This is a genomic window from Sphingomonas sp. HDW15A (genome assembly GCF_011301715.1).
Taxonomy (GTDB): Bacteria; Pseudomonadota; Alphaproteobacteria; order Sphingomonadales; family Sphingomonadaceae; genus Sphingomicrobium.
In genome coordinates this window covers 965,394-986,661 of record NZ_CP049870.1, presented here as the reverse complement: position 1 = coordinate 986,661, position 21,268 = coordinate 965,394, and the positions used below count along the sequence as shown (strand labels likewise).

The following is a 21,268-nucleotide window of genomic DNA, read 5'->3' as shown; positions in this document are numbered from 1 at the left end:
TTGGAACGGTGGACGGGCCATGTACGGGTATCAGATTGGCCCAGGCGCGCATCTTTGCGTTCACTCAACCGGCATTGAACAGCCTTCTGTAGTTTGCAGGCGACAACCCGCACCTCCGTCGGAATAGCTGGCGGAAGAAGCTAAGGTTCTCGTAGCCGACTTTTCCGCCGATTTCGTCGATCGGCAGATCGGTCGTCTCGAGAAGTTGCTTGGCTTTTTCAATACGCAGGTTCTGGACGTAGTGAATGATGCTTAGGCCGGTCGCATTCTTGAACCGGCGTTTGAGTGTCCGCTCGGGAATGCGCGACTGGGCCACGGCCTTGATCACAACGCACTCTTCGAGACAATTTTTCTTCAGGAAGGCCTCGCATTCCCTGACCGCGGCGTCGGCGTGCGGCGCCTGCTTCACCAATGCGGCATAGGGAAGCTGGCCTTCGTCGTGCGTCTTTAGGAGGTAGACTTTCGCAATTCGAGCCGCCTCTCCGGGGCTGCAATGTCGCGCAATAATGTGAAGGGCGAGATCATGCCATGACGTCGTACCGCCGGCGGTCACGATGCGTCCGGCTGGATCCGCAAATTGCAGCGCCGGTTCAGGCTTGAAAAGAACCTTGGGGTACCGCGTTCGAAATAGCCGCTCGTAGCCCCAGTGGGAGGTGGCCGGCCGACCGTTCAGCAAGCCGGTCTCGGCGAGCATGATCGCTCCTGAACAGGCCGAATAGATCGAAGTGCCTGCCTGGTATCGTTGGCGGATCCACGCGACGATGGCGTCGTATCGTCCGCTGATGTTTTCGTCGGGGCCGAGCCAAAGCTCGGGCAAGATTATGATATCCGCTTTCGGATCATCAGCAATGCAGCAATCGGGCCGAACCGGGATGTTGTTGCCGCAAAGAAATGGTCTTCGCTTGGCGGAGACGATCCGTGGCCGGATCAGCTTTCTCGACTCCTCCCCACCCACCAGCTGCTGCCAAATGTTTCCCGTCGCGGCGAGGACGTCGAGCATGCCGTAAAGAGCGGATCCGGCGGTTTCCGGCACCGCGACGATGAGCGCCTCGAGAGGGTCAGTCCGGTTATCTGCCATGTTTCGAATATGGCACGAATCGACCGTTTTTGACAGCAACGATACTCGCGATGCCGTGCAGGCCACCGTATTTTCCATCGGTCCGCTGAGGAACGTCTCTCGCGGAAATAGCGAAAGGAAAGATCAATGACTGCCCAGCTCGCCGCCGAGCGCACCGTAAACCTGAACGGCATCAATGTGACCCAACTGATGGATACGATCGAGGCTATTCAAGCCGACCCAGAGGTCGCCAAGTTCGAGTTCCGCACGTCCAACAAGTGGAAAGACGGCACGCAGAATATAGCCACCGTGAAGTCGTTTCACGGTGCCTGCATGGAGAATGCGCGCTCAGAAAACTTCCGATACCTCGCGGATGAGCCACCCGTCCTGTGCGGCCGCGACGAAGGCGCCAACCCGGTTGAGTATCTCCTTTCCGCGCTGTCCATGTGCGTGACGACGAGCATCGTGGCCCATTCGGCGGCTCGGGGCATTCGCATAGACGCGGTCGAGTCCGAGCTCGAAGGCGACCTCGATGTCCGGGGCTTTCTTGGAATGTCTCCGGCTATTCGAAAGGGCTACCAGGCCATTCGCATGCGCATGCGCGTCAGGACCGAGGCTTCCGCGGACTTGCTTCGCGAACTGGCTGACTATTCTCCGGTCTACGATGTCGTGTCTCGGTCCGTGCCAGTCGAACTCACGATCGAGACGTACTGAAGGCCCCATTGCTGAGGAGGCTGGCCACTTTGCGGTTCTATTGACCAGCCTCCTTTCTACGCGGGCGCCCCAATTCAGCTTGGGCGGAAAAACCGGGTGTGATCGCGTCCCAACGGAATGCCAACCGGCCCCCGCCCTCCTTGGCTAGAGTCATTTTGGTTGGAAAGCGCACTCTACCCAAAAGGAATGCCGTTTGTATGATGGGATGGCCTAGGCTCATAATCCGGAAAGTTTGGCCTCGGCCGAAGGATCGGTAGCAGCGCGAAACTCTTTTCCGCTTGGCTCGTTGGCGAGAGAATGTTTCCCTGGAAATACGACAACCAAGACTCCCTTGAACGCGAGTTCTCCGCTTTCGTCCGCTCGCAGGATTTCCCCTGCGTCGGCGCCAAATCCGCGTTGGGACGCGGAACCCTTAAAGTGGTGGCATGCCGATCACTAACGAGTTCCTGGGACGATGTGCGGATGCACGATATCGCGCTGCAGTGGGCGCAGAATTACAAGCGCGATCCTGGCTTATTCCGGAGCTTGGCATTCGTATTTGAGGGACCGTCCGTGCTCACAGAGGAATCCTTCGAGGAAGCGCTGTGGGAACGTCTTCAGTCGATGACGGACAAAGATGAATGGCGCGGGATCGCGGCCGACCAGCGCGTCAGTTCCGATCCGGAGGATCCGCATTTTTCATTGAGCTTCGGTGGCGAGGCCTTTTTCGTCGTCGGTCTGCATCCCAACGCAAGCCGCCCTGCTAGGCGCTTCCCCCGTCCAACGATGGTGCTGAACCTTCACGCTCAATTTGAGGAACTGAGGGACAGCGGTCGTTATGAGGGCCTGCGTAACGCTATCCTTGCGCGGGACGAACAACTTGCCGGGTCGATCAACCCGATGCTCGCACGCCACGGCGAAGTCAGCGAGGCTCGGCAGTATAGCGGGCGGCAAATCTCCGGCGATTGGGAATGCCCGTTCAACAGACGCGATACCGAGGCCTTATGACCGGACAGATCATCCCACCCAGGAGCGGAACTGCGTTTCGCCTCGCCGAAGGACAAATATTGACGGTAACAGACGTCGAAGGCGTTCAGGTCGCCGACTTGCTGGCGTACAGTGCCCATGACGTTCGCGAGGTTGTCTCAAACGGGAGGACGATCGACTACGCTGAGACCATCAGGCTCACCACCGGTAATGTGCTCTACTCGAACCGGTCCCGGCCAATGCTGACAATCGTCGAAGATACGGTCGGCCTCCACGACTTCCTTCTCACCCCGTGCAGCGAGGCAACATTCCGCCACTTCTATCCGGACCAGCCGGTTCATCGCGGCTGCTTTGGCAACCTTGCGGAAGCTCTCGAACCGTTTGGCATCGAGCCGGACGATATTCCGGTCGCATTCAACGTTTTCATGAACGTTCCCGTCAGAGACGATGGGACGCTCACGGTGGAGCCACCCACCAGCGAGGCCGGTGATATCATTCGCCTTCGCGCCGAGATGCCGCTGATCATCGGTCTGACGGCCTGTTCTGCCTACTCCAGCAATGGGGGTAGTTTTAAACCGATCCGGTATTCGATCGCGAGCTAGAGTCAGCTTCTGGTCGAAAGCCGACTCCACTTACTCAGGACAATCAGTGCTCAGAAGGACGAACATAGGGCGGCCCATCGTTGACTAGGCCGCGAGGCTTTCCAGCTGCTCGCTCGCTTCCAGCCAGCGGGCTTCGGCGAGTGCCAACTCGGCCCCCAGCTTCGCTCGGCGACGCGAGAGCTCGCCCATGGGCAGCAATGCGAGGTCGGGCTCTGCACCCGCCGGATCGAACATTGCCCGGTCGATTGCCGAACATTGCGCAGCGAGGCGCGCACTTTCTGCTTCCGCATCCGATGCGGCTTTTTTCAGCGCGTTGGTTTCGTTGCGCGAATTGGCGGCGGCCCTGCGATCTGATTTGACGACCTTCCGCTTCGCCTGCGCCTTGGGCTGGTTTCGACCGAGCACGAAGTCGATGTAGTCGTCGATGCTGCCCGGGTAGTCTACGGCGGCTCCGTTCTCCACCAGCACGAGCCGGTCCGCGGTCAGTTCGACCATGTGGCGGTCGTGGCTGATGAGGATGACCGCCCCGTCGTAATCGTTCAGCGCCTGGACGAGCGCTTCGCGCGCATCCACGTCGAGGTGGTTAGTCGGCTCGTCGAGAATCAGCAGGTGCGGCGCATCCCGCGTGATCAGGGCGAGCGCGAGGCGCGCCCTCTCTCCGCCGGATAGCTTGCTTGCTGCGGTCGTCGCTTTGTCGCCCGAGAATCCGAAGCGTCCGAGTTGTGCGCGCACGGCACCCGGCGTGTGACCTTCCATCGCGCGGTTCATGTGCTGCAATGGCGTGTCGTCGCCATGCAGTTCCTCGACCTGATACTGCGTGAAGTAGCCTACGCGCATCTTACCTGACGCATTGATCGCGCCCTCCATTGGCGCAAGCCGCGCGGCAAGCAGGCGGGCGAGAGTGGTCTTGCCGTTGCCATTTCGACCGAGCAGCGCGATCCGGTCGTCGGGGTCGATCCGCAAGTTCAGCGAGCGCAGTACAGGATTTGCTTCCCCGTAGCCGACGGCTGCCATCTCGAGAGTGATCAGCGGGGGCTTGAGCTCGGTCGGGCTGGGAAAGACGAAACTGAGGCTGGGATCCTCCGCCATCGCTGCGATGGGCTGCATCCGCGCCAGCATCTTGGCACGGGACTGAGCCTGCTTCGCTGTCGAGGCGCGAGCACTGTTTCTGGCAATATAGTCCTGAAGTCGCGCCCGCTGCGCATCCTGCGATGCCTTGGCGGCGGCAAGCTGCGCCGCTCTCTCGGCCCGCTGCCGCTCGAAGTCGTCGTAGCCGCCCGCGTACAGCGTGATCTTACCTCGATCGAGGTGAAGGATCGTGTCGACCACATTGTTCAGCAGATCACGTTCGTGACTGATCACGATCAAGGTCCCACCGAAGGACTTGAGGAAGTTTTCAAGCCAGAGGGTGGCTTCGAGATCGAGGTGGTTGGACGGCTCGTCCAGCAGCAGGATATCGGGCTCGGAGAACAGCAAGGCTGCGAGTGCGACGCGCATCTTCCAGCCACCGGAGTAACTGTCCAGCGGACGGCCCTGCATTTCATCGTCGAACCCGAGACCGAGCAGGATCCGGGACGCCCGAGCGGGCGCACCGTAAGCATCGATCGCCAGCAGACGGTCATGGATGTCGCCCAACCGATGCATATCGGCGCAGGTCTCCGCCTCCGCCATCAGCGCCGCCCTTTCGACGTCCGCGGCAAGAACGGTGTCGAACGGCGTGGAGTCACCGCTGGGCGCTTCCTGAGCGATATAGCCGAGCCTTGTCCGGCGGGGCATCTCGATGGTGCCTTCGTCCGCTTCGAGTTGGCCAATGATGACTTTCATCATGGTCGACTTGCCCGCGCCGTTACGACCAATCAGGCCGACGCGGCTGCGCGGCCGGATTGCAGCGCTCGCGCGGTCGAGGATTGTGCGTCCGCCAAGGCGCACCGTGATACCGTTGATGTTGAGCATGGCTTGCCGCTTAACAGCCGATCGTGGCGAACCCAAGACGCTTTAGCGAGTGCTTAAGCGCGGCAACCTGGGCTCAAATATCTCTCTCGGGTCGATTACGGACTCTAGCGGCCTAGTGGCAGCTTTCCGTGGAAAGCGGACATTAGCCTCTTAAAGCTGGGACCGGTCCGAGGGCGTCCATTCTTCCGGTTCGACGTCCTTACGAATGAGTCGAAGCGCCAGGCCGGCAACCGTTCCCACGGCAATGGCAATCGTGAGGTCGGTGGCGACTGTCAGCGCCATTGTCAGGAACAACAAACTGCGATCGCCTGCTTTCAATCTCATGCGCTCGCGCCAGCGGTGGGGCTCGCTCATGGCCCAGGCGGTGACGATAAGCAGGGCGGCCAAAGCGGGCATAGCGAGGTAATTGGTGAGTGATCCCGCTCCCAATGTAATCAGCAGAATCACAAGCGCGTGAACGATTCCCGCCATGGGAGTACGCCCGCCCGCACGCACATTCGTTGCCGTCCGGGCGATCGCGCCGGTTGCTGGCAGACCGCCGAACAAGGGTGTGGCAATGTTCGCCGCTCCTTGTGCGAGCAGCTCGGCGTTCGACCGGTGACGTCCGCCGATCATGCGATCCGCCACGATCGCCGAGAGAAGCGATTCCACGGCGGCGAGGAAGGCGATGAGAAAGGCCGAGGGCAGCAAGGCGCTGATCCGGAGGAGGCTCACGTGCGGCAGCGAAGGCGCCGGCAAGCCGGCGGGCAGCGAGCCGAAACGCGAGTAAATGGTATCTACGGGCAAAGCGAGCAGGGCGATCGCAGCGGATGCTATAGCGATGACCAAGAGAGATCCTGGAAACCAAGGGGCGATGCGACGCAGCAGAGCTATGCCACCAATCGAGAGTAGGCCCACAGCCAACGAGATGGGATCGATGGCATCGCGAGCGGCCCAGAGAGCAGGCAGCGCCTGCACCAAGTCGGCGGACACTTTCGTAGCTGGAAGCCCAAGCAAGTCCTTGAGCTGGCTGATCGCGATGATGAGGGCAATGCCAACGGTAAAACCTTCGATCACCGGCTCCGGCACCAGAGTTATGAAGCGGCCCGCCCGCAATATCCCACCGACGACGAGGAGGACGCCCGCCATAAGCGTCGCGAGAAGAAGCCCATCGAACCCATGTTGGTCGATGATCCCATAAACGACTACGATGAACGCACCCGTCGGACCGCCGATCTGGACCCGGCTGCCACCCAGCAGGGAGATCAGGAAGCCAGCAATGATCGCGGTTACGAGTCCAGCCTTCGGGTCGGCACCGGACGCAATTGCAATCGCGATGCTGAGAGGAAGGGCGACCATGGCGACTGTCAGGCCAGCGAGGGCATCCCTAAAGAATATCCCCCAGGAATAATCGCGGATCGTCGTCAGGAGCTTGGGTTTCACGCGACCGGACTAACGGCCTCGTTACGACAGTTCAACGATACCCCTGAATGTCCGCTTTGGGTGGAAAGCAGACATTGGCGATGTAAGGTTGCCGGATGCGGTTAGTGCTGTCGTTTGTTGCTCTTATGGTCTTGAGCAGTTGTAGCAGGAGCTTCCAGCTCGAACTCCAGCATAATGCGGCGAGTGGGTCGCTGTCGGTCGCGGCCTTTGAGCCAGGCGTCCTTTGGGGCAGAGAAGCCGTCAGCGTTTGTCCCGAGCGAATAATCATAGAGGAACTGACACACGCGGGGCCGACACGGATTTGGGAACGAACCAAGGAAGTGGCGCAATGCGTTCCGCGACACCGATGGTCGTTCGTTCCCAAAGGCGAAAACGGCGCGCCCTTATTCGTCCACCGCTCAAGCAGACGCCCCGTGTCGGTGAGCTTCTTCGGCAATGGTTGGCACGCCAGCACTGGCTGGAAGAAGCTCTAATGTCCGCAATGGGTCGAAAGCTGACATTTGGGCAGTGAGGACTATGACCGTCCTGCTTCCTCAATGAGCATGTTAGCTCTTCTGGTGTCAGCTCGTGACTTCGCTGTTTCACCAAGACGCCGATAGGCATCGGCCCGCGTTGCCAGCGCCCAAAGATCGTCAGGTTCTTTAGCCAAGACGATGTTTGCCCGCTTCACCGCAAGCTCGAACTCGGCAAGATTCATGGCGAGTAGAATTTCGCCGCGCATCACGACGATATTATCTGGGTCTAAGGCTCGAGCGGCGGAAAAGTCTCGGTTTGCCTCGTCCGTATCACCCTTCCAAGCGTGAGCAATTCCGCGATGCGCCAGCGGCCAGGAAGTCTTCGGATCCAGCTCGTGAGCGCGAGTGAAGTCGGCGATGGCCAAATCATATTCCATCGCATCGAGGTAGTGAATCCCCCTGTTGCTAAACGCTTCCCCGTCGTTGGGCCGAAGCTTTATTGCCGCGGAGTAATCTTCGATTGCGCGGGGAAAATCTCCGAGCCGCGCGTATGCCAGCGCTCGATTGTAGCGCGCGTATGAATCTCGCGGATCCACCGCGACAGCGTCGTCGTAAACTGAGAGAACTTCTTCACAAGCGGCCTTCGCATTCGGCGAAAGGCTGTATAATTTTCCTTCGAAGCACCGCTCTTCGAGCACTTGCTGCGAGGCGTCCTTGTTCAGTTGATAGGCGCCCCAAGACATCATGGAGCCGAGAACTGCATTCCAAATAAGTGACGCCCAAAATCGTTTTGGTTGTGTTTCACGATCATACTCTTCGCTGATCCCCCTAATCATGGGCTCGATTTTGCCCCTGCGGAAGCCGCGAAGTACGGTGTAGAGCGCCCACGCAGCGAGACCCGCAATGAGAGCCGGCATGAATCGCGGTCCTTTCGCCATGCGTTCGGCAAATGGCGTGAAAATGAAGGCCACAAAGGCGGCAAGCGCGAGCAAGATGGACAAGTTGCGAAGCAGAGCTTCCGAAGTCCTCCAGCTCACGTCTACTTGCGGTTGCGTGATATCTCGTCTTGCTGGCGAACTCCGGACGTGTTGGAAGACGTATTGCGCGGGTACCCAAGCGAACAGGCCCACGAGCAACAACAGCCAAACGCGAACAGGAACTTCATCAAACATCCGCCGTCACGCTGACTCAATTCGCTAATGTCTGCAATGGGTCGAAGGCTGACACGGCGGGATAAGTGGAAAGCAGACTCCCGGAAGACTCTAGGCTCTCCTGTCAGCGCCGGGCTGCTGAATGGCGAAAGATAAGTTGCCAGCGCCCCTGTCGTCGCACCCACGTATCGGTGAGGTAAGACTCTCGCCGCCAGCGTGCCTCGAGGGTCGCTACCGCTGTGTCGCCTACGACAACCACATCCAAGATTTTGGCTTCGTAAGGGAGCCGGTCCTGACCAAGCCAAACCCGCATCCAGTCCGCGCGGCGAGCGATATTAACCCCCTGCGGCCCGCCAGCACTAAACAGCACGTATTCGGGAGCCATTACCTCGTCCATGAAGCGGATGTCCCGGTTGTTGAAAGCGGTTGTCCAGCCTTCCTCGAGGCGTTTGACTTCTGCTGCGGCAGCACGCGGGTCGTCCAACTGCCGCGCGACTGACGAGGAGGTACAGCCGGAGAGAAGCGCCGAGATTGCCAGAGCCGCCGCCCGCTTACTCATCGTGCAGTTCCTTTCACCTTAAGCCCCGGACGCCACGTAACATGCGAATGCGAAGGTCCGCTATGGGTCGGAAGCTGACTCTAAGTGACGATGCCGCTGGCTACACAAAACTCGTAACGCGATCGATCAGCCAGTAGCTTGCCAAACCTCCAATCACGTACGCACCAGCAATGGCTGAGCGCTGGAGCTGCATCGGCTTGGCAAAGCGGGCGAACGCCGCAGCAAAGGCCAATAGCGCGGTGACGAACAGCAATTGGCCAATCTCCACGCCGACATTGAAGAAGAGCAAGGCGAGCGGGACATTGTCATGTGGAAGCCCGATTTCGGCGAGCGCGCTGGCGAAGCCGAGACCGTGAAGCAGCCCAAAAGAAAAGGCGACGACCCAGGGCTTGCGTGAGGCGAGAGATGGATAACCCTGGTTCTTCCGCACGACTTCGAAGGCCACGAAGACGATCGAAAGGGCTATGAAGGCTTCGACCGGGGGGACCGGTACAGCGATGACGTCGAGCGTTACGAGCGCCAGGGTGATGGAATGGGCGACAGTGAATGCGGTGATCGTCCAGAAAAGCGTTCGTCGGTTGCCGACCAGCATGAACAAAGCGGCGACGAATAGGAGGTGATCGAAGCCAAACCAGATGTGTTCGATGCCAAGCTGCGTATAGCGCGCCGGGATGCTGATCGAGCTCGGTTCCTTCGGGATCGTGACGTTGGGAGCTGTCGGAGCGACTTTGAATAGGGCCTCGCCGCCTCGAGAAGGTACATAGCGTACCAGCGCTTGATTGCCGCTTTCGGCAAGGCCGTCGAAATGGATTGCTTTGCCGGCGATGCCACCGGGGACGGCCAGCTGGCCGGACATCACCGCCGTTCCGTCCGCATAGGCTGAGACGAATGGGCGCGTCATACGCGAGCCGGGCGGAAATACCGGTTTGACCGGCATAATAACTGCTTCGCCCTGCGCTGGCGTCTTCCATCGGACATCGTAGACGCCGTCGCCGCGCTCGGTGAGCTCCAGATAGGCCGGGCGAAAGTAGTCGGCGGAGGCCTGCGAGCCGACAATCGTGAGAAGGAGAGCCAGGAAGACAAAAAGAAGAGACCGCAGGGTCATTTCGACCGCGCCGTCTTCCATGAGCCGGAATATTCGATGCGGTAGTTGTCGCGAAGCTGCCGATAAGCGGCGTCGAGCGATCTGGATCGGCGATCCTGTTCATAGTCGCGGGCAACTGCTGGACGGACGTCGGCGAGCCTCGGTGTGCGTCCCGGGACGATTTCCGTAACGCGCACGAGATGGATACCGTAGCCAGACTTGACGGGCCCCTCCCAGGAGGCGCGACGCAGTTCGGGCAATGACTTTGCGAATGCGGACCCGAAATCGCGCTCGATGAGGTCGAGCGGGTAGAGATCGTAGCGCGGAAGCAGCATTCGGTCGTCTCCAAGCGCCTCCGGTTCCGCTCCCGACGCGAGAGCCTTGCGTGCGGCTTCGAGCGCGAAGGCGCCCTCTTTGGTTCCGGAGAATGCGATTTGCTCGAAGGTTATCAGGGCCGGTTGCGCGTAACGCGCCGCGTGGTCAAGCATCCACCGTTGCAATTGGTTGTCGCTGGGCGGGCCACTAGCTTCGGACTCCTCGGCAATTGTGGAATATTTCTGTGCGACGCGGCGCTTAATTGTCGGATCGTCCTTGTCGAGGCCGAGTGCTACGCCCTCGCGGTAGAAAATCTCGTCACGGACATAGGAATCTACGAGCGCATCCATCTCCCGGTCGGTGGGCGGGCGCTGCCAGGTCTTGCTGAACTGTGCGTAGAGCGAGGCAGCGACATTGTCGTCGATGCGAACTTCGCGTTCGCCGCCCCCGCCGCGAACGGCGTCGTAGAATACGAACAGCATTGCGCCGATCAGCAGGAAGTGGACCAGCGGCTCACGGACGAGCCTACCTAGCCAGCTACGCGGCTCGGCCCGAACAGGCGCATGCATCAGCCCGGATTAAACCAGATCGGGCTGGTGTAGGCACGTTCGGTAATTATCATTCGCGTTCCCGGAAGCGGCCTTACTCCGAACCGCCTGGCGTCATAGGCCGTCCAGCGCGGCGTCGGAATCTCGATCACTCGGCCGTAGTAAAATGCGGCCTGCTTCGGATTGAAGTCCGGATCCTTCCAGACCGCAATCAGCTCGGGAGAGCCGATCGTGTTGGTCCAGGTCGCACTTGCCACGTCCACCGTATTGCCGACCGGCGGCAGCTTGCCATTCGCGCCAGGTCTGCGATTGCCGGACCATGCCACGTCGTAGACTTTCTCGTGCAGCCGACCCTGTGCATCGATCCAGCCCTTTACGACCTGATAGCGGTCGAGGTTGGCGCCGATCGGATCCTTGAGTGCAGCAACCAGGAATGTCGGCACCTTGCCGGCCGGGGCGCGGCTCAGGTCGCCGCCCATCGGCACGCCCTTCTTATAGCCAATCTCGGCCGGGAGCCGATTCCTGGCATCCGCCGCCACGAAATCCCAACCGCCGAACAGGCGCACAACCATGCGTGTGCCAGTGGTCGCATAGGTCTCACGCCGGTGCATCGCGTCCCAGATTGATGCGCGGGTGTTCTCCTTGGCCCAGACCGCCGCGTAACCGGACGAACCGACTTCCCAGTCCATGATCATCCGGCCGCTCTTGTCCTTGACGAACACGGTCGACAAACGCTCGGCAGATGGCTCCCCAGCGACGGTCTTGCCCATGAAATTGTCTTCTTCCACCGCTGCCAAGCCGGTGTGCGCGTCAGTGCTGCCGACCAGACCGAACTTGTAAGGGTTGATGCCAAGCAGCCGCTCGAGCATGAGCCCGTTCTTCAATGCGGAGCGGACATATTCGAACTCCAGCATGGCCTTGGTCTTGCCTTCGGACAGGGTCATGTTCCCCTTGTCCCATTTCTCGAAGTCGGCGAACTCGTCGTTTGGCGAAAGGTACGGATGCGACTCCCCGTCACCCTTGGTCTGAGTCGCTTCGTAAAGCCGTTCCCACTTCGCGCGGTTGACGGCATAGGTCCTGTCGACTGCCTTTCCGGAGAAGCTGTCGATCAGCGGGAACATGCGGCCGTTGGACAGATTCCCGTTGTGCGCGATGGCCAGCACGCGCCCGCCAGTCTTGGACTCGTAACCCTCCATCCATTTCCACAGGTCGACAGGATTATCGCTGCCCACCGGCTTCATCGTCACGAACGGCTCAACCTGCCGCGCCTTGTCGCCATTGTCTCGGAAGATGACGTTACGGTGGAGGTTGTTGCCGTTTGGAGTCGACGTCCACTCATAACCGATGAAGGCGGTAAAGCGGCCGGGTGAGTTATATTCCTCCGCCGCCGCGATCGTATCCAGCCAGGCCGCGGAATATCCAGGATTGCCGGGCAAATAGACCAAGGCTTCCGGCAATGCGCCAGTGGTGAAAGCCCGGATGAGCTGGATCGCCGCCTCCGCGCCCTTGCCGCCCTTGATCATGTCATACCAGGTTTTACCCTGCGGATTGGAGAGGATGTTGCTCTTGCCTGCAAGCAGATCGCCGAACATGCCCATGTTGTCGCTGTGGTCGGCGACCACGAGGAAATCGAGCGGACGCGACAGCCGAACGGGAATGCCTGTCGACGACACGACTTCTTCGCCGATCGCGAACCTGTAGGCATCCCTGGGAGTCAATCTGGCGCCAAAAGCTCCAGCGTCGAACGAGGCCATGGTGTGGAGGTGGGTATCTCCGAACAACGGCCGTGTTGGATAATCGCGCTGCGCATACGGGGAATAAGCTCGGGCATAGGCCCGCTCCAGCTTCGCTTTGTCCACTTCGCCGGCGTCCTGCGCGCGCGCAAGCTGCTGCCAGCCAAACATAAGTGCGGTGACGATACCGACTGTTCCGAGCAGAATCCGTTTCATCGAAGGTCCCCGCAACTTGACTGAGCGCTTGTGGAATACGCCCGCGGATCAGGATCCGGCTATAGGTACATTCACCGACGTCAGTCGCGGCCTTGGCGACATAACCATTTTACGCGACGGGCGGTTTTAGGACGCCGCAGACCATCGGGAGATTGCCCTAGTAGGACGAAAGCAATGCGTTATCCCTATACCGCGGCCGGCCCGCTCCTGTCGGCCAATCTCTCCTCCAAAGACCACTGGCGGGCGTCAGACGGGAGCGAAACTATTTGGTAGACTACGACAGGACGGGCTTTCCCCACGCTTTCGGGTCAAACCAGCTGCACACCATATCTGGCCTCGCTTCATGCAGTAGCTCGAACTCCGAACGAGGAGCGCATCGTGCAATGCTAAGGTACTGGAGTTTCGGACATTGGGCGAGCGGCATGAGGCGCCTATCTGCAAGTCGCGATGAAACGCCTAAGAAGGCGCGAAGCGACCGCAGGCCCGCAAGAGGCGTCAGGCTCTCGATCTTATAGGGATTGTCGATGGCGCCCTCGATGCCAATGACTTCAAGGTGGTGCGCGTCACGCAGCCATTCGATGTCAGGCATTTTCTTGGCGTTCGTAATTATCAATGTTCGCAAGTTGGGGAGTTCCGCAAGAGCAGAGAAATCGGACAGCTTCCTCGGGCTGTCGAGGCTGAGGTGCTCAAGACCCTGCAGCGCACGGAGCGGCGTGAGGTCGGTTCCCAGGAATGGCCATTCGAGTTCCAGCCTGCGAAGCCCGGAAAGCCTACCAATTTCTTCGAAAAACGCCTGGTCCACGTTGGCCGCGATCAGATGCTCCAAGGCCTTCTTATCCGCAATTCCCCCGTAATTCAGCTTCTGACGGCTAACCCATGCCCGCGCGGCATCCGCTGGTATCTCAGCCGCGGTCTCGTAGTAATGCGACTCTTTCCATTCCTGCCAGTCACGATCTGCATGACCTCGGAATTGCGCACCGAGGGCGCTTGCAAGTGAGGAGTAGGAATCGAACATTTTGCTCATAACGGGCGCCTAACGCGGTCCGGTAAAGAACAAGCTACGAGCTATAAAATTGCCGATGGCAAGCTCGCAGTCTGTCGTTAGTGCTGGGCTGCGACGCCGCAGCGCAGTGCGGTATGTCCGGTTTGGGTCGAAAGCTGACTCTAGCCCTTCTGCTCAATATAGCGCCTCAGTCGCTCTCTCGATGAGATTGCGCCACTCCCGAGCGGTGTCCGGGCGAGATATTTAAGCTGGGCCATCAGCGCAAAATCACAAAGGAACGGTCTGTCGCCTAGGACGTATGGGCTGGCCGACAGCAGTCCCTCGACGGCGTCCAAGTTTCGCTCCAGGTCACGCGCGACATGTTGGGGTGACTTGCGTAGCGTCCCCTGGCCTCGCAACTGAGCGAGAATGCGCCGCAAGTAGAAACGATATATCAGACGCCCCTTAATCGACTTGCCAAAGACAGCGGCCACGGGCTTCCGCCCCTTGGCCTCATACCAGCGGTAATAGAGGCCGATAAAATAGAGGGATTCGTCGGCCCATTCCTCAATCGCATGGGCGACGCCTCGCTCGCGCATCTCAAGCGGCAGTAATGGCGGGTCGGGATAGCGTTGGTCGAGTGCGTATGCGATGTCCGTGGAGTCCGTGATGAACTCGCCATCGATCTCAACCGCCGGCACTTTGCCAGTACCCCGCCGGTTGAGTGTTCCGCTTGCCGCCAGCGGATTCACAGAGTCGAACTCAATCCGTTTGTATTCGAGTATGGCGCGCACCTTCATGCAGAACGGCGAGTACGGCCAATCGTAGAAGACGACTTTTTTGCCCATCGCATTTAGCCTTTTACTCGAACCCCTCCTGGCCGATCGAGAACGTCTGTATCGGTTCGAATGCAACTCAGCCCTGGCGAGCACGGACGGAAAAGGTCACCATAGACCCCACGGACAGTAGTATATCCGCTTTGCCTAACTCGCGAGTGCGGCCCGACGCATTCTTAGAGCGACAACGAGGCCGGTCGGCTGCCAATCGTAAACAATGCGCCCCGCGAACTGGCCCGAAATGCTTCGAGCGATCAGCTTACTCCCGAACCCTTGCATGTCTGGCTGACCCGTGATGGGGGGCCCACCGGTTTCTGCCCATGTAAGAATGAGGTCATCTTCATCGGTCTCGCTAGAGATTCCGAGAACGCCAGTTTCAGACGATAGCGCGCCGTGTTTCACGGAGTTTGTTGCAAGCTCGTGAATGACCATTGCCAATGTAGTCGCTGTACGCTCGCCAACACCCATCCGGGGCACCGCCACACGTATTCTGCCGGAGAATGCCGCAGTATCTTCATAGGGAGCTAGCAGGACACTTAGCAGGTCGCCGAGAAGAGCCGCCCTGCCCTGCTCGCCTGGCAGCGGTCGAACCAAATCATGAGCGCGGCCCAGCGCCGTCAGCCGCTGGGTCAGTTCTCGGGTCATGTCAGAAATCGAGGCCGCGGAGCGAGAGGTCAATTCGGTAAGCCCAGTGGCAATTGACAAAAGGTTCTTGACCCGGTGACTCATTTCGCCCGCAAGCAATTCGTGCCCTTCTTCTGCCTGCTTCCGGCCCGTAACGTCCAGGAAGATCCCGTACTTGAGGCGGTCTACGATACCTTGGTCTGCCCCGAGCCCCCGGGCAGAGATCCAACGAATGTCGTCCCCAAGAATAATCCGAAAGTCGATCTCGAACGGTCCGGCGACGGAACTGGTGGCTATGAACGCGGCCCGCACCCGGTCTCGATCGGCGGGATGAATATGGGCAGATAGTTCTTCGAACTCGACGGTCTGCGACCAGGGCAACCCCCAAAGATCGAATGCCAGTTCGTCCATGGTGAACTTGTTATCGTCCACGTTCCAGGACCAGAGCGCCACACACGCCGCCTCAACAGCCAGCCGAAGGTGACCCGATTGCCACTGCATTCTCTTTGTCTTGGGCAAGTCGCTGTCCTAAAGCCGGCAGATACGCATGGGCCGCTTTGGGAAGGGGAGCAAGTCGCAGAGCATAAGGCGAGACATCGTAGGCGGAGAGCGATGTCTGCTTTGTGTGTCGAAAAGCGGTCTTGAACTCTGACCGACACGTTTTTTGAAATACGTCTCTAGCGCATCAGTCCAGCGGCACGGAGCGCATCTTCTATGATAGCTCCAACGCCCCAAAGTTTCCATGAGGCGCGGAATTTGACGAAGAGGTTCGTGGTTCCTGCGTGGGGTCGAGGTGCCTGCGCGCCGGCGCGCTACCCCATACAAGCTCTCCCACCAGGCCCCAGGAGCTGGCAATCTTCCTCGTCGAGCAGATGTTCGCCTGAAGCATGTGAGGGCCAGTCGTTCCGCACGCGTCATGACCGCGGGTGTCGAGGGGTGTTCCGTGTCCCATTCCGCGAACATCGTACCTTTCGATGATCGTCCGGCCGTTCGAGTCCGACCAGGTCTCTCGCCGATGGCCGGCCACCGTTTCAACCCGGCCAGTGATTTCTCCGCAGCCATGAAGATCGCGCCACTGCTTCACGATCGCCGTCGCGTTGATCGGGTCGACGATATTGTCGTTCGTGCCATGCCACACTGAGAGCGTAGGTGGCTCAACTCTCGTGTCAGCGGCTGCCTTGGCCCGGCGACAAAGCTCAGGCCCGGACGGAAAGCCGTGCCCCCGCATCCGTTCAAGTGCTTCCGGCAAGCTATTGGCGCTGGCAAAGGGCAATCCCGCTATGATTGCCCCTCCGGCGAACAGCTCTGGATACGACGCCAGCATGACCGACGTCATTGCCCCGCCAGCCGACAAGCCAGTAATGAAAACGCCTGATCGATCGAGACCGTATTTGGCCGCCAAGTATTCGATCATCTGGCTGATCGAAGCAGCCTCGCCACGACCACGGCGGGCATCACCAGGCTGATACCAGTTGAAGCAGAGGTTGGGATTATTGCTTCGACGCTGCTGAGGGAAAAGCACGGCAAATCCCTCTTTCTCCGCTAGCTTCGACCATCCGCTGCCCTTGTCATAGACGGACGCACTCTGAGTGCAGCCGTGAAGCACGACGACCAATGCTCGTGGTGATTCTGCGGGGGCATAGAAAAGTGCATCGAGATTGCCCGGATTGACCCCGAAATCAGTTAGAACAGCGAGACGCCCATCGTCATTCGCGTTTGCCGCTTCCATTGTCCGGCGGACTGAGGTGAGACGTGCCACGATGTTTCCTAGGCCGCGCATACTGTTACTCCTGGCGCGGCGGCGCATCGGCGGTTGGCCGACAGCTTTTTGCTGCACTGCACAATAATGGGGATGCGAATGAGCTGACGCAAGCCACAGACTGCGAAAAGTGCTTCAGGTCTGCCCGTGGCGAGGGCGTGGAAAACGGAAAATAGGGCCTTAGCCGATCGACTTCCTGGAGCTCCAAACTGGGAGCGGTCGACGTTTGTCCAGGACTGTCCTGCCTGCGCCTAATTGCTGCTGGCCTGCCCTAGTCGAACAATATTGCCCGTTTATCGGCGGATGAGTGCATCAAGTCGCTCAAGCGATAATCGACCTCGCACCTTCCTCAATAGATCGATCAAGAGATGAGCCTCCTCGCCCTTTTGCTGCTCACCGCCGACCCCATCGATGGATTCATGAGAGAAGTTTCCTCGGAGCTGAATGACTACAACCTCAGCGACGACAAAGACGAACAACGGTTGGTGTTCGGACGCTCCGAAGCAGAGTTTCGGAACGCCAAGATCTACATTGCCGAGCGTCACGGCAAACGCTGGAGCCTGCCGCGCCCTATCAGCTTCTCCGACCCGCGATATTCGGACTCGGATCCGTGGCTCACGCCCGATGGGAAAACGCTCTTCTTTATCTCGGACCGCCCTGCGCCGGGCCGTGCAGAAGAGCGCAAGGATTATGACATCTGGCGATCGCAACTGATCAAGGGCAAATGGTCCACGCCGGTTCGCCTGGATTCAAACGTCAACAGTTCAGGTTAAGAACTCGGGCCAGAGCTTCACGAGGGCACACTGTACTTCTCGTCTGCGAGGCGCAGCGGCCTTGGCGGTCTAGATATCTACCGGGCGCGCGCCAACGGAAATGGGTTCGAGCAACCCGAGCTACTGCCCGGCCCTTCAACACGGCCGCGAGCGAAAGCGACTTCACGATCAGCGATGACGGACGGGCTGCGCTCTTCTGGCGCTCCATCGGCGAGCGCGGAATTATCCACATCACCTACATCGAAGACGGCGGCTGGTCGCCACCCGTGCCGTTGTCGGCTGAGATAAACATTGGCGCTTTCAACTTCACACCAAGCTTCGGTTCGGATGGAAAGAAGATACGGTTCTCGAGCACTCGTGAGCGCCCGGGCCAGACCAGGGGCCTCGCGGATATATACGAGAAAGCTCTGCCGCAGCGCTGATGGCTGCATGCCAATACCAGTCTGTGTAGCAAAGGTTGCGTCGCGTTTTCGAGGAGACGAGGAGGTCAGAGTAGATGGTATCACGAGGGACAGCTCTACGAAGTGTCATGTTGCTTTCGGCGAGCACGTTTCTTTTCGCGTCGAGTGCAGCGATGGCTGGGTCGCTCCGGTTCGTCGCGAATGCGCCCGCGTCGTATGACTTCGTTGACATACCCCTACTTCCTGCCTCCTTCGGCCGCGGCGAGTTTGCCCTCGAGTTGTGGATCAAGCCCGACAACAGCTTTCCCGTTGGTCCGGTATGGCGGTCCGGGTACAATCAGCTAACCAATTGGTCGGAGGCCGATCCGGAGCCCTACTCCAGCGATGGCTGGTGGTTGTCGGGCAACTGGCTTCTCGATGGGCATACGCGCCCGGAGGGCTTCGGCCCCGGCAACAACCGAGAGGGTACCTTCTCACTTCAATTTTATGGTGGCGGGCGCCTGCGCTTCATGTTCGCGGACTCTGGCGAGGACATGCCGAAGGGAATGGTCTATGCCGTTCAAGCCTGGCCCGCGACTACCACTCCAAGCCTGCTGGACGGTTCGTGGCATCACGTAGTGGCTCTGCGACGCTGGCGCGAGCCCACGGGTGCGACACTAGAGCTCTGGGTCGACGGCAAGCGTGTCGCTGCGACTGAGGTCCCCCGCAGGACGGACATGCGCCGCTTCTGGGACAAGCTTGCACACCCTGCGGACCCAACACAGCTTGGCGGATGGAGCCTAGGCGCCGAGGTAATGACCGCCTGGAACTATGCGTTCACCCAGTACGAAGACTACAAGGGATTGGTGGACGAAGTCCGTTTTTGGGGCAGTGCCCCCTCCCCTGACGAAATCAAATCCTGGGCAAGCGGCAACTCCATCAATCCAAAACCGCAGCTGCTCGCCCACTTCGCCTTTAACGAGCGGAGAGGCATGATCGTACGCGACAGACTGGACCCGAATTACCGTTGGAAGCTCCACCGTGGCAGCCAGCGATCGTGGTCAAAGGAAAATGCGCCGGTTGGGAACTTGGCGGGCGCCAACTAGGCCGTGTCACTGCAAATATGGCCGGCAGAATGATTAGCCGCTGGATCCCGATGGTTTCCTAGTGACCATTCTTGCCGCCTCCCCGCTAGACGATGTATGAGCAACGTGCGCGAGCAGCCCACGATGGATTCTAAGGAAGGCGTGCATCTCTGGGCATAGACCCGAGCAAACTCTGCCCACCCAATCAGTGAGGATTTGCGGGCAACCGCCTCGCTAGGACGCGAGGAATAACTCCTAGAGTCAGTTTTGGGTGGAAACCGGACATTAGCCGAAGGCGCTAAATCACAGCCCAGTGATCACCATCACCGTGTAAATGGCCGGACCGGCGAGCGCGACTATCATAGGCTTGATGAGGTCACGCGGATGATTGGCAGGCTGGAAAAGCGCCCAGGCGGCGATGATGAAAAAGCTGCAACAAACTAGCAGGAAAAAGCCATGACCAATCTCCTGACCGCGTGAAAGCAGGAACGCGGCCTCGGGGAAAAACGTCAGAGCAAGTCCAAGCGCAGCGACTGTTACGAGCAGTAACATTCCACGCATCAAAACAATCGTTGCCGTTTGTATCATTCCGCTAGTCTAGGCGAGCCGCTAGTGTCTGCAATGGGTCGAAAGCCGACATTAGATTGGTTTCAAGAGGTTCGGATTCTCCAAAATCACTTCGCGGCGCTTTCGCCAAAACGGCACGAAGATAAGTCTCGTTTCGGACTCACGACGCCACGCATCGCCTTCGCGAGCTTCAAGAGCGGACCATGATGGGCTTCCACCTCGCCAAACTTCGCGCAAACGGGCCTCTTCCGAGTAGCACCAAGCAACGAATTGCAGTGCCTCGTCGCCAGTTTCGAAGGCTTCGTGGAATCCAGCATTTCCGAGAAAAACCGTCCACTCGCTATCATTAGCGTGAACTTCGACTGCAAAGCCCCGGGGTTGGGTGGCTCGATCCTGACGCCTCCCGGAAGTTCATTCCAGACCAGTTCACGGTGGCGCTTCAGCTTCTCGACTAGCTCTGCAAGAGTGTTCATCACAGATGCCTTGCATGGCCTTTCTGAAGGTCGCGTAAATCCGCCAATGCCAATGTCTGGTTTGGGTCGAAAGCTGACGCGGCAAGAATGGGTGGAAAGTCGACCCTAATCTTGCCACCACTGTCCTATGAATCGCACCAAAGCATTTGTGCTCGCACCCATACCAGCCGCTGCGCTTGGCGGGATCGTCTCTTGGGCCACGGGAGGGCATCCGCGTCCCGTATCTGTCGCGGTCTTCTACTTGCTCCAGTTCTACGTGCTTCAACTGTTACTTGGTTTGGCGATCTACGCTTTGCTGCGCCGTATGGGCCGCAAGTCCATCGTCTCCTTCACCGGAGGTGGTGTCCTCATGGTGGCCATCGTGGCCGTGCCGTATTTGGTCTGGGCAAGCAGCAGACCTGAAAATACCCTCGTCCGAACGAGCGTGGTGTTAGGCTTATGGCTTCTTCTTGGTGCTATCACGGGCGCAATGGCTTGGCTCCTGATTCAAAGGGACAAATCCAGGTCGACTGCGGAGTGACAACAATAATCGGCGATGGGTCGAAGGCTGACTCTAGGAGTCCGGCTGACCTAGCAGCGCCAAGGCATCGCGACAGGCCTGTTCGCCGCACTCTCTAGCCCACGCCTCGGAGCGATCCCAATCGTCGTTCTTTCTGGACACGGCTTTCTCAGACCACTGTTCTCGCGCCCTACCGGTTGGAACGTCGTCGGTTTCGCTGTCGATTGCGACGAAAGTGACGAACGGTTCGGATAAGCGATCAAAGCCCACGTTGTGACTCCATCCATTCACGATGCGGCTTCCCTCGATGAAGGAAAGCTCTCCGGCGAGCATGCGGTGAAGAGTTTCGGTAATCCGAGCGCGAGCCAGTTCAACATCGTCCATCGCTGGCACGCTAGTCGGGGCGGCCCAATGTCTGCAATGGGTCGAAAGCTGACCCAACAGGAACGGGTGGAAAGCTGACTCTAGCGATGGCAGCATTCACGGCTTCTAAGGGGGCCAAAATGCATCGAGTG

19 protein-coding genes are annotated in these 21,268 nt (G+C 59.3%); 5 read left to right on the top strand and 14 right to left on the bottom strand.

Annotated features, from left to right (window positions below; translation table 11 throughout):
- Window positions 1-64 precede the first annotated feature (64 nt).
- Window positions 65-1,078: a helix-turn-helix domain-containing protein gene (locus tag G7076_RS05090; RefSeq protein WP_166200965.1), complete on the bottom strand. Its 1,014-nt coding sequence runs from the start codon at window positions 1,076-1,078 to the stop codon at window positions 65-67.
- Between the two features lie 126 nt (window positions 1,079-1,204).
- On the opposite strand from G7076_RS05090, the gene G7076_RS05085 reads away from it, so the two are divergent.
- From G7076_RS05085 to G7076_RS05075, 3 genes are all read left to right on the top strand, one after another.
- The gene (locus tag G7076_RS05085) at window positions 1,205-1,771 is read left to right on the top strand and encodes an OsmC family protein (RefSeq protein WP_166200963.1); all 567 of its coding nucleotides are present in this window, start codon (window positions 1,205-1,207) and stop codon (window positions 1,769-1,771) included.
- Window positions 1,772-2,068: 297 nt separating this feature from the next.
- The gene (gntA, locus tag G7076_RS05080; protein WP_166200961.1) at window positions 2,069-2,758 is read left to right on the top strand and encodes a guanitoxin biosynthesis heme-dependent pre-guanitoxin N-hydroxylase GntA; all 690 of its coding nucleotides are present in this window, start codon (window positions 2,069-2,071) and stop codon (window positions 2,756-2,758) included.
- The gene (locus G7076_RS05075) at window positions 2,755-3,339 is read left to right on the top strand and encodes an urea carboxylase-associated family protein (protein ID WP_166200959.1); all 585 of its coding nucleotides are present in this window, start codon (window positions 2,755-2,757) and stop codon (window positions 3,337-3,339) included. Before gntA ends, G7076_RS05075 begins: the two co-directional genes overlap by 4 nt.
- An 84-nt stretch (window positions 3,340-3,423) precedes the next feature.
- Here the strand turns inward: G7076_RS05075 and G7076_RS05070 are convergent, their stop codons facing one another.
- The 11 genes from G7076_RS05070 to G7076_RS05020 all read right to left on the bottom strand — a co-directional run bounded on the left by G7076_RS05070 (window position 3,424) and on the right by G7076_RS05020 (window position 16,976).
- Window positions 3,424-5,292 (bottom strand): ABC-F family ATP-binding cassette domain-containing protein, encoded by a 1,869-nt coding sequence (locus tag G7076_RS05070; RefSeq protein WP_166200957.1) that lies wholly within the window; start codon window positions 5,290-5,292, stop codon window positions 3,424-3,426.
- 150 nt (window positions 5,293-5,442) lie between these two features.
- The gene (locus G7076_RS05065; protein WP_166200955.1) at window positions 5,443-6,714 is read right to left on the bottom strand and encodes a SulP family inorganic anion transporter; all 1,272 of its coding nucleotides are present in this window, start codon (window positions 6,712-6,714) and stop codon (window positions 5,443-5,445) included.
- Window positions 6,715-7,228: 514 nt separating this feature from the next.
- On the bottom strand, window positions 7,229-8,341 hold the full coding sequence (locus tag G7076_RS05060; RefSeq protein ID WP_166200953.1) for a tetratricopeptide repeat protein: 1,113 nt from the start codon (window positions 8,339-8,341) through the stop codon (window positions 7,229-7,231).
- A gap of 103 nt (window positions 8,342-8,444) precedes the next feature.
- Window positions 8,445-8,879: a nuclear transport factor 2 family protein gene (locus G7076_RS05055; RefSeq protein ID WP_166200951.1), complete on the bottom strand. Its 435-nt coding sequence runs from the start codon at window positions 8,877-8,879 to the stop codon at window positions 8,445-8,447.
- Window positions 8,880-8,979: 100 nt separating this feature from the next.
- Window positions 8,980-9,984, bottom strand: coding sequence for a HupE/UreJ family protein (locus G7076_RS05050; protein WP_166200949.1), 1,005 nt, complete (start codon window positions 9,982-9,984; stop codon window positions 8,980-8,982).
- On the bottom strand, window positions 9,981-10,847 hold the full coding sequence (locus tag G7076_RS05045) for a peptidylprolyl isomerase (protein WP_166200947.1): 867 nt from the start codon (window positions 10,845-10,847) through the stop codon (window positions 9,981-9,983). Before G7076_RS05045 ends, G7076_RS05050 begins: the two co-directional genes overlap by 4 nt.
- The gene (locus G7076_RS05040; protein ID WP_206367577.1) at window positions 10,847-12,775 is read right to left on the bottom strand and encodes a DUF3604 domain-containing protein; all 1,929 of its coding nucleotides are present in this window, start codon (window positions 12,773-12,775) and stop codon (window positions 10,847-10,849) included. Before G7076_RS05040 ends, G7076_RS05045 begins: the two co-directional genes overlap by 1 nt.
- 274 nt (window positions 12,776-13,049) lie before the next feature.
- Window positions 13,050-13,799 (bottom strand): leucine-rich repeat domain-containing protein, encoded by a 750-nt coding sequence (locus G7076_RS05035; protein WP_166200943.1) that lies wholly within the window; start codon window positions 13,797-13,799, stop codon window positions 13,050-13,052.
- Window positions 13,800-13,939: 140 nt separating this feature from the next.
- A complete protein-coding gene (locus G7076_RS05030) occupies window positions 13,940-14,605 on the bottom strand; it encodes a glutathione S-transferase family protein (protein ID WP_166200941.1) in 666 nt (221 codons plus the stop codon).
- Between the two features lie 135 nt (window positions 14,606-14,740).
- Window positions 14,741-15,670: an HWE histidine kinase domain-containing protein gene (locus tag G7076_RS05025; RefSeq protein WP_240913880.1), complete on the bottom strand. Its 930-nt coding sequence runs from the start codon at window positions 15,668-15,670 to the stop codon at window positions 14,741-14,743.
- A gap of 259 nt (window positions 15,671-15,929) precedes the next feature.
- Window positions 15,930-16,976: a PHB depolymerase family esterase gene (locus tag G7076_RS05020; protein ID WP_240913879.1), complete on the bottom strand. Its 1,047-nt coding sequence runs from the start codon at window positions 16,974-16,976 to the stop codon at window positions 15,930-15,932.
- A gap of 368 nt (window positions 16,977-17,344) precedes the next feature.
- Between G7076_RS05020 and G7076_RS05015 the strand changes: the two genes are divergently transcribed.
- Together G7076_RS05015 and G7076_RS05005 are read left to right on the top strand one after the other, a co-directional pair.
- A complete protein-coding gene (locus G7076_RS05015) occupies window positions 17,345-17,749 on the top strand; it encodes a PD40 domain-containing protein (RefSeq protein ID WP_166200937.1) in 405 nt (134 codons plus the stop codon).
- Window positions 17,750-18,278: 529 nt separating this feature from the next.
- The gene (locus tag G7076_RS05005; RefSeq protein WP_166200933.1) at window positions 18,279-19,235 is read left to right on the top strand and encodes a LamG domain-containing protein; all 957 of its coding nucleotides are present in this window, start codon (window positions 18,279-18,281) and stop codon (window positions 19,233-19,235) included.
- 282 nt (window positions 19,236-19,517) lie between these two features.
- Here the strand turns inward: G7076_RS05005 and G7076_RS05000 are convergent, their stop codons facing one another.
- Together G7076_RS05000 and G7076_RS04995 are read right to left on the bottom strand one after the other, a co-directional pair.
- On the bottom strand, window positions 19,518-19,775 hold the full coding sequence (locus G7076_RS05000) for a hypothetical protein (RefSeq protein ID WP_166200931.1): 258 nt from the start codon (window positions 19,773-19,775) through the stop codon (window positions 19,518-19,520).
- Window positions 19,776-20,807: 1,032 nt separating this feature from the next.
- The gene (locus G7076_RS04995) at window positions 20,808-21,137 is read right to left on the bottom strand and encodes a hypothetical protein (RefSeq protein ID WP_166200929.1); all 330 of its coding nucleotides are present in this window, start codon (window positions 21,135-21,137) and stop codon (window positions 20,808-20,810) included.
- Between the last annotated feature and the right edge of the window lie 131 nt (window positions 21,138-21,268).

Bases quoted from the DNA above. Each gene is read 5' to 3' on its own strand.
- G7076_RS05050 (WP_166200949.1), bottom strand. From the start codon at position 9,984: ATGACCCTGCGGTCTCTTCTTTTTGTCTTCCTGGCTCTCCTTCTCACG.
- G7076_RS05055 (WP_166200951.1), bottom strand. From the start codon at position 8,879: ATGAGTAAGCGGGCGGCGGCTCTGGCAATCTCGGCGCTTCTCTCCGGC.
- gntA (WP_166200961.1), top strand. From the start codon at position 2,069: ATGTTTCCCTGGAAATACGACAACCAAGACTCCCTTGAACGCGAGTTC.
- G7076_RS05040 (WP_206367577.1), bottom strand. From the start codon at position 12,775: ATGAAACGGATTCTGCTCGGAACAGTCGGTATCGTCACCGCACTTATG.
- G7076_RS04995 (WP_166200929.1), bottom strand. From the start codon at position 21,137: ATGGACGATGTTGAACTGGCTCGCGCTCGGATTACCGAAACTCTTCAC.
- G7076_RS05015 (WP_166200937.1), top strand. From the start codon at position 17,345: ATGAGCCTCCTCGCCCTTTTGCTGCTCACCGCCGACCCCATCGATGGA.
- G7076_RS05090 (WP_166200965.1), bottom strand. From the start codon at position 1,078: ATGGCAGATAACCGGACTGACCCTCTCGAGGCGCTCATCGTCGCGGTG.
- G7076_RS05060 (WP_166200953.1), bottom strand. From the start codon at position 8,341: ATGTTTGATGAAGTTCCTGTTCGCGTTTGGCTGTTGTTGCTCGTGGGC.
- G7076_RS05085 (WP_166200963.1), top strand. From the start codon at position 1,205: ATGACTGCCCAGCTCGCCGCCGAGCGCACCGTAAACCTGAACGGCATC.
- G7076_RS05045 (WP_166200947.1), bottom strand. From the start codon at position 10,847: ATGCATGCGCCTGTTCGGGCCGAGCCGCGTAGCTGGCTAGGTAGGCTC.
- G7076_RS05030 (WP_166200941.1), bottom strand. From the start codon at position 14,605: ATGGGCAAAAAAGTCGTCTTCTACGATTGGCCGTACTCGCCGTTCTGC.
- G7076_RS05070 (WP_166200957.1), bottom strand. From the start codon at position 5,292: ATGCTCAACATCAACGGTATCACGGTGCGCCTTGGCGGACGCACAATC.
- G7076_RS05000 (WP_166200931.1), bottom strand. From the start codon at position 19,775: ATGCGTGGAATGTTACTGCTCGTAACAGTCGCTGCGCTTGGACTTGCT.
- G7076_RS05035 (WP_166200943.1), bottom strand. From the start codon at position 13,799: ATGAGCAAAATGTTCGATTCCTACTCCTCACTTGCAAGCGCCCTCGGT.
- G7076_RS05075 (WP_166200959.1), top strand. From the start codon at position 2,755: ATGACCGGACAGATCATCCCACCCAGGAGCGGAACTGCGTTTCGCCTC.
- G7076_RS05005 (WP_166200933.1), top strand. From the start codon at position 18,279: ATGTTGCTTTCGGCGAGCACGTTTCTTTTCGCGTCGAGTGCAGCGATG.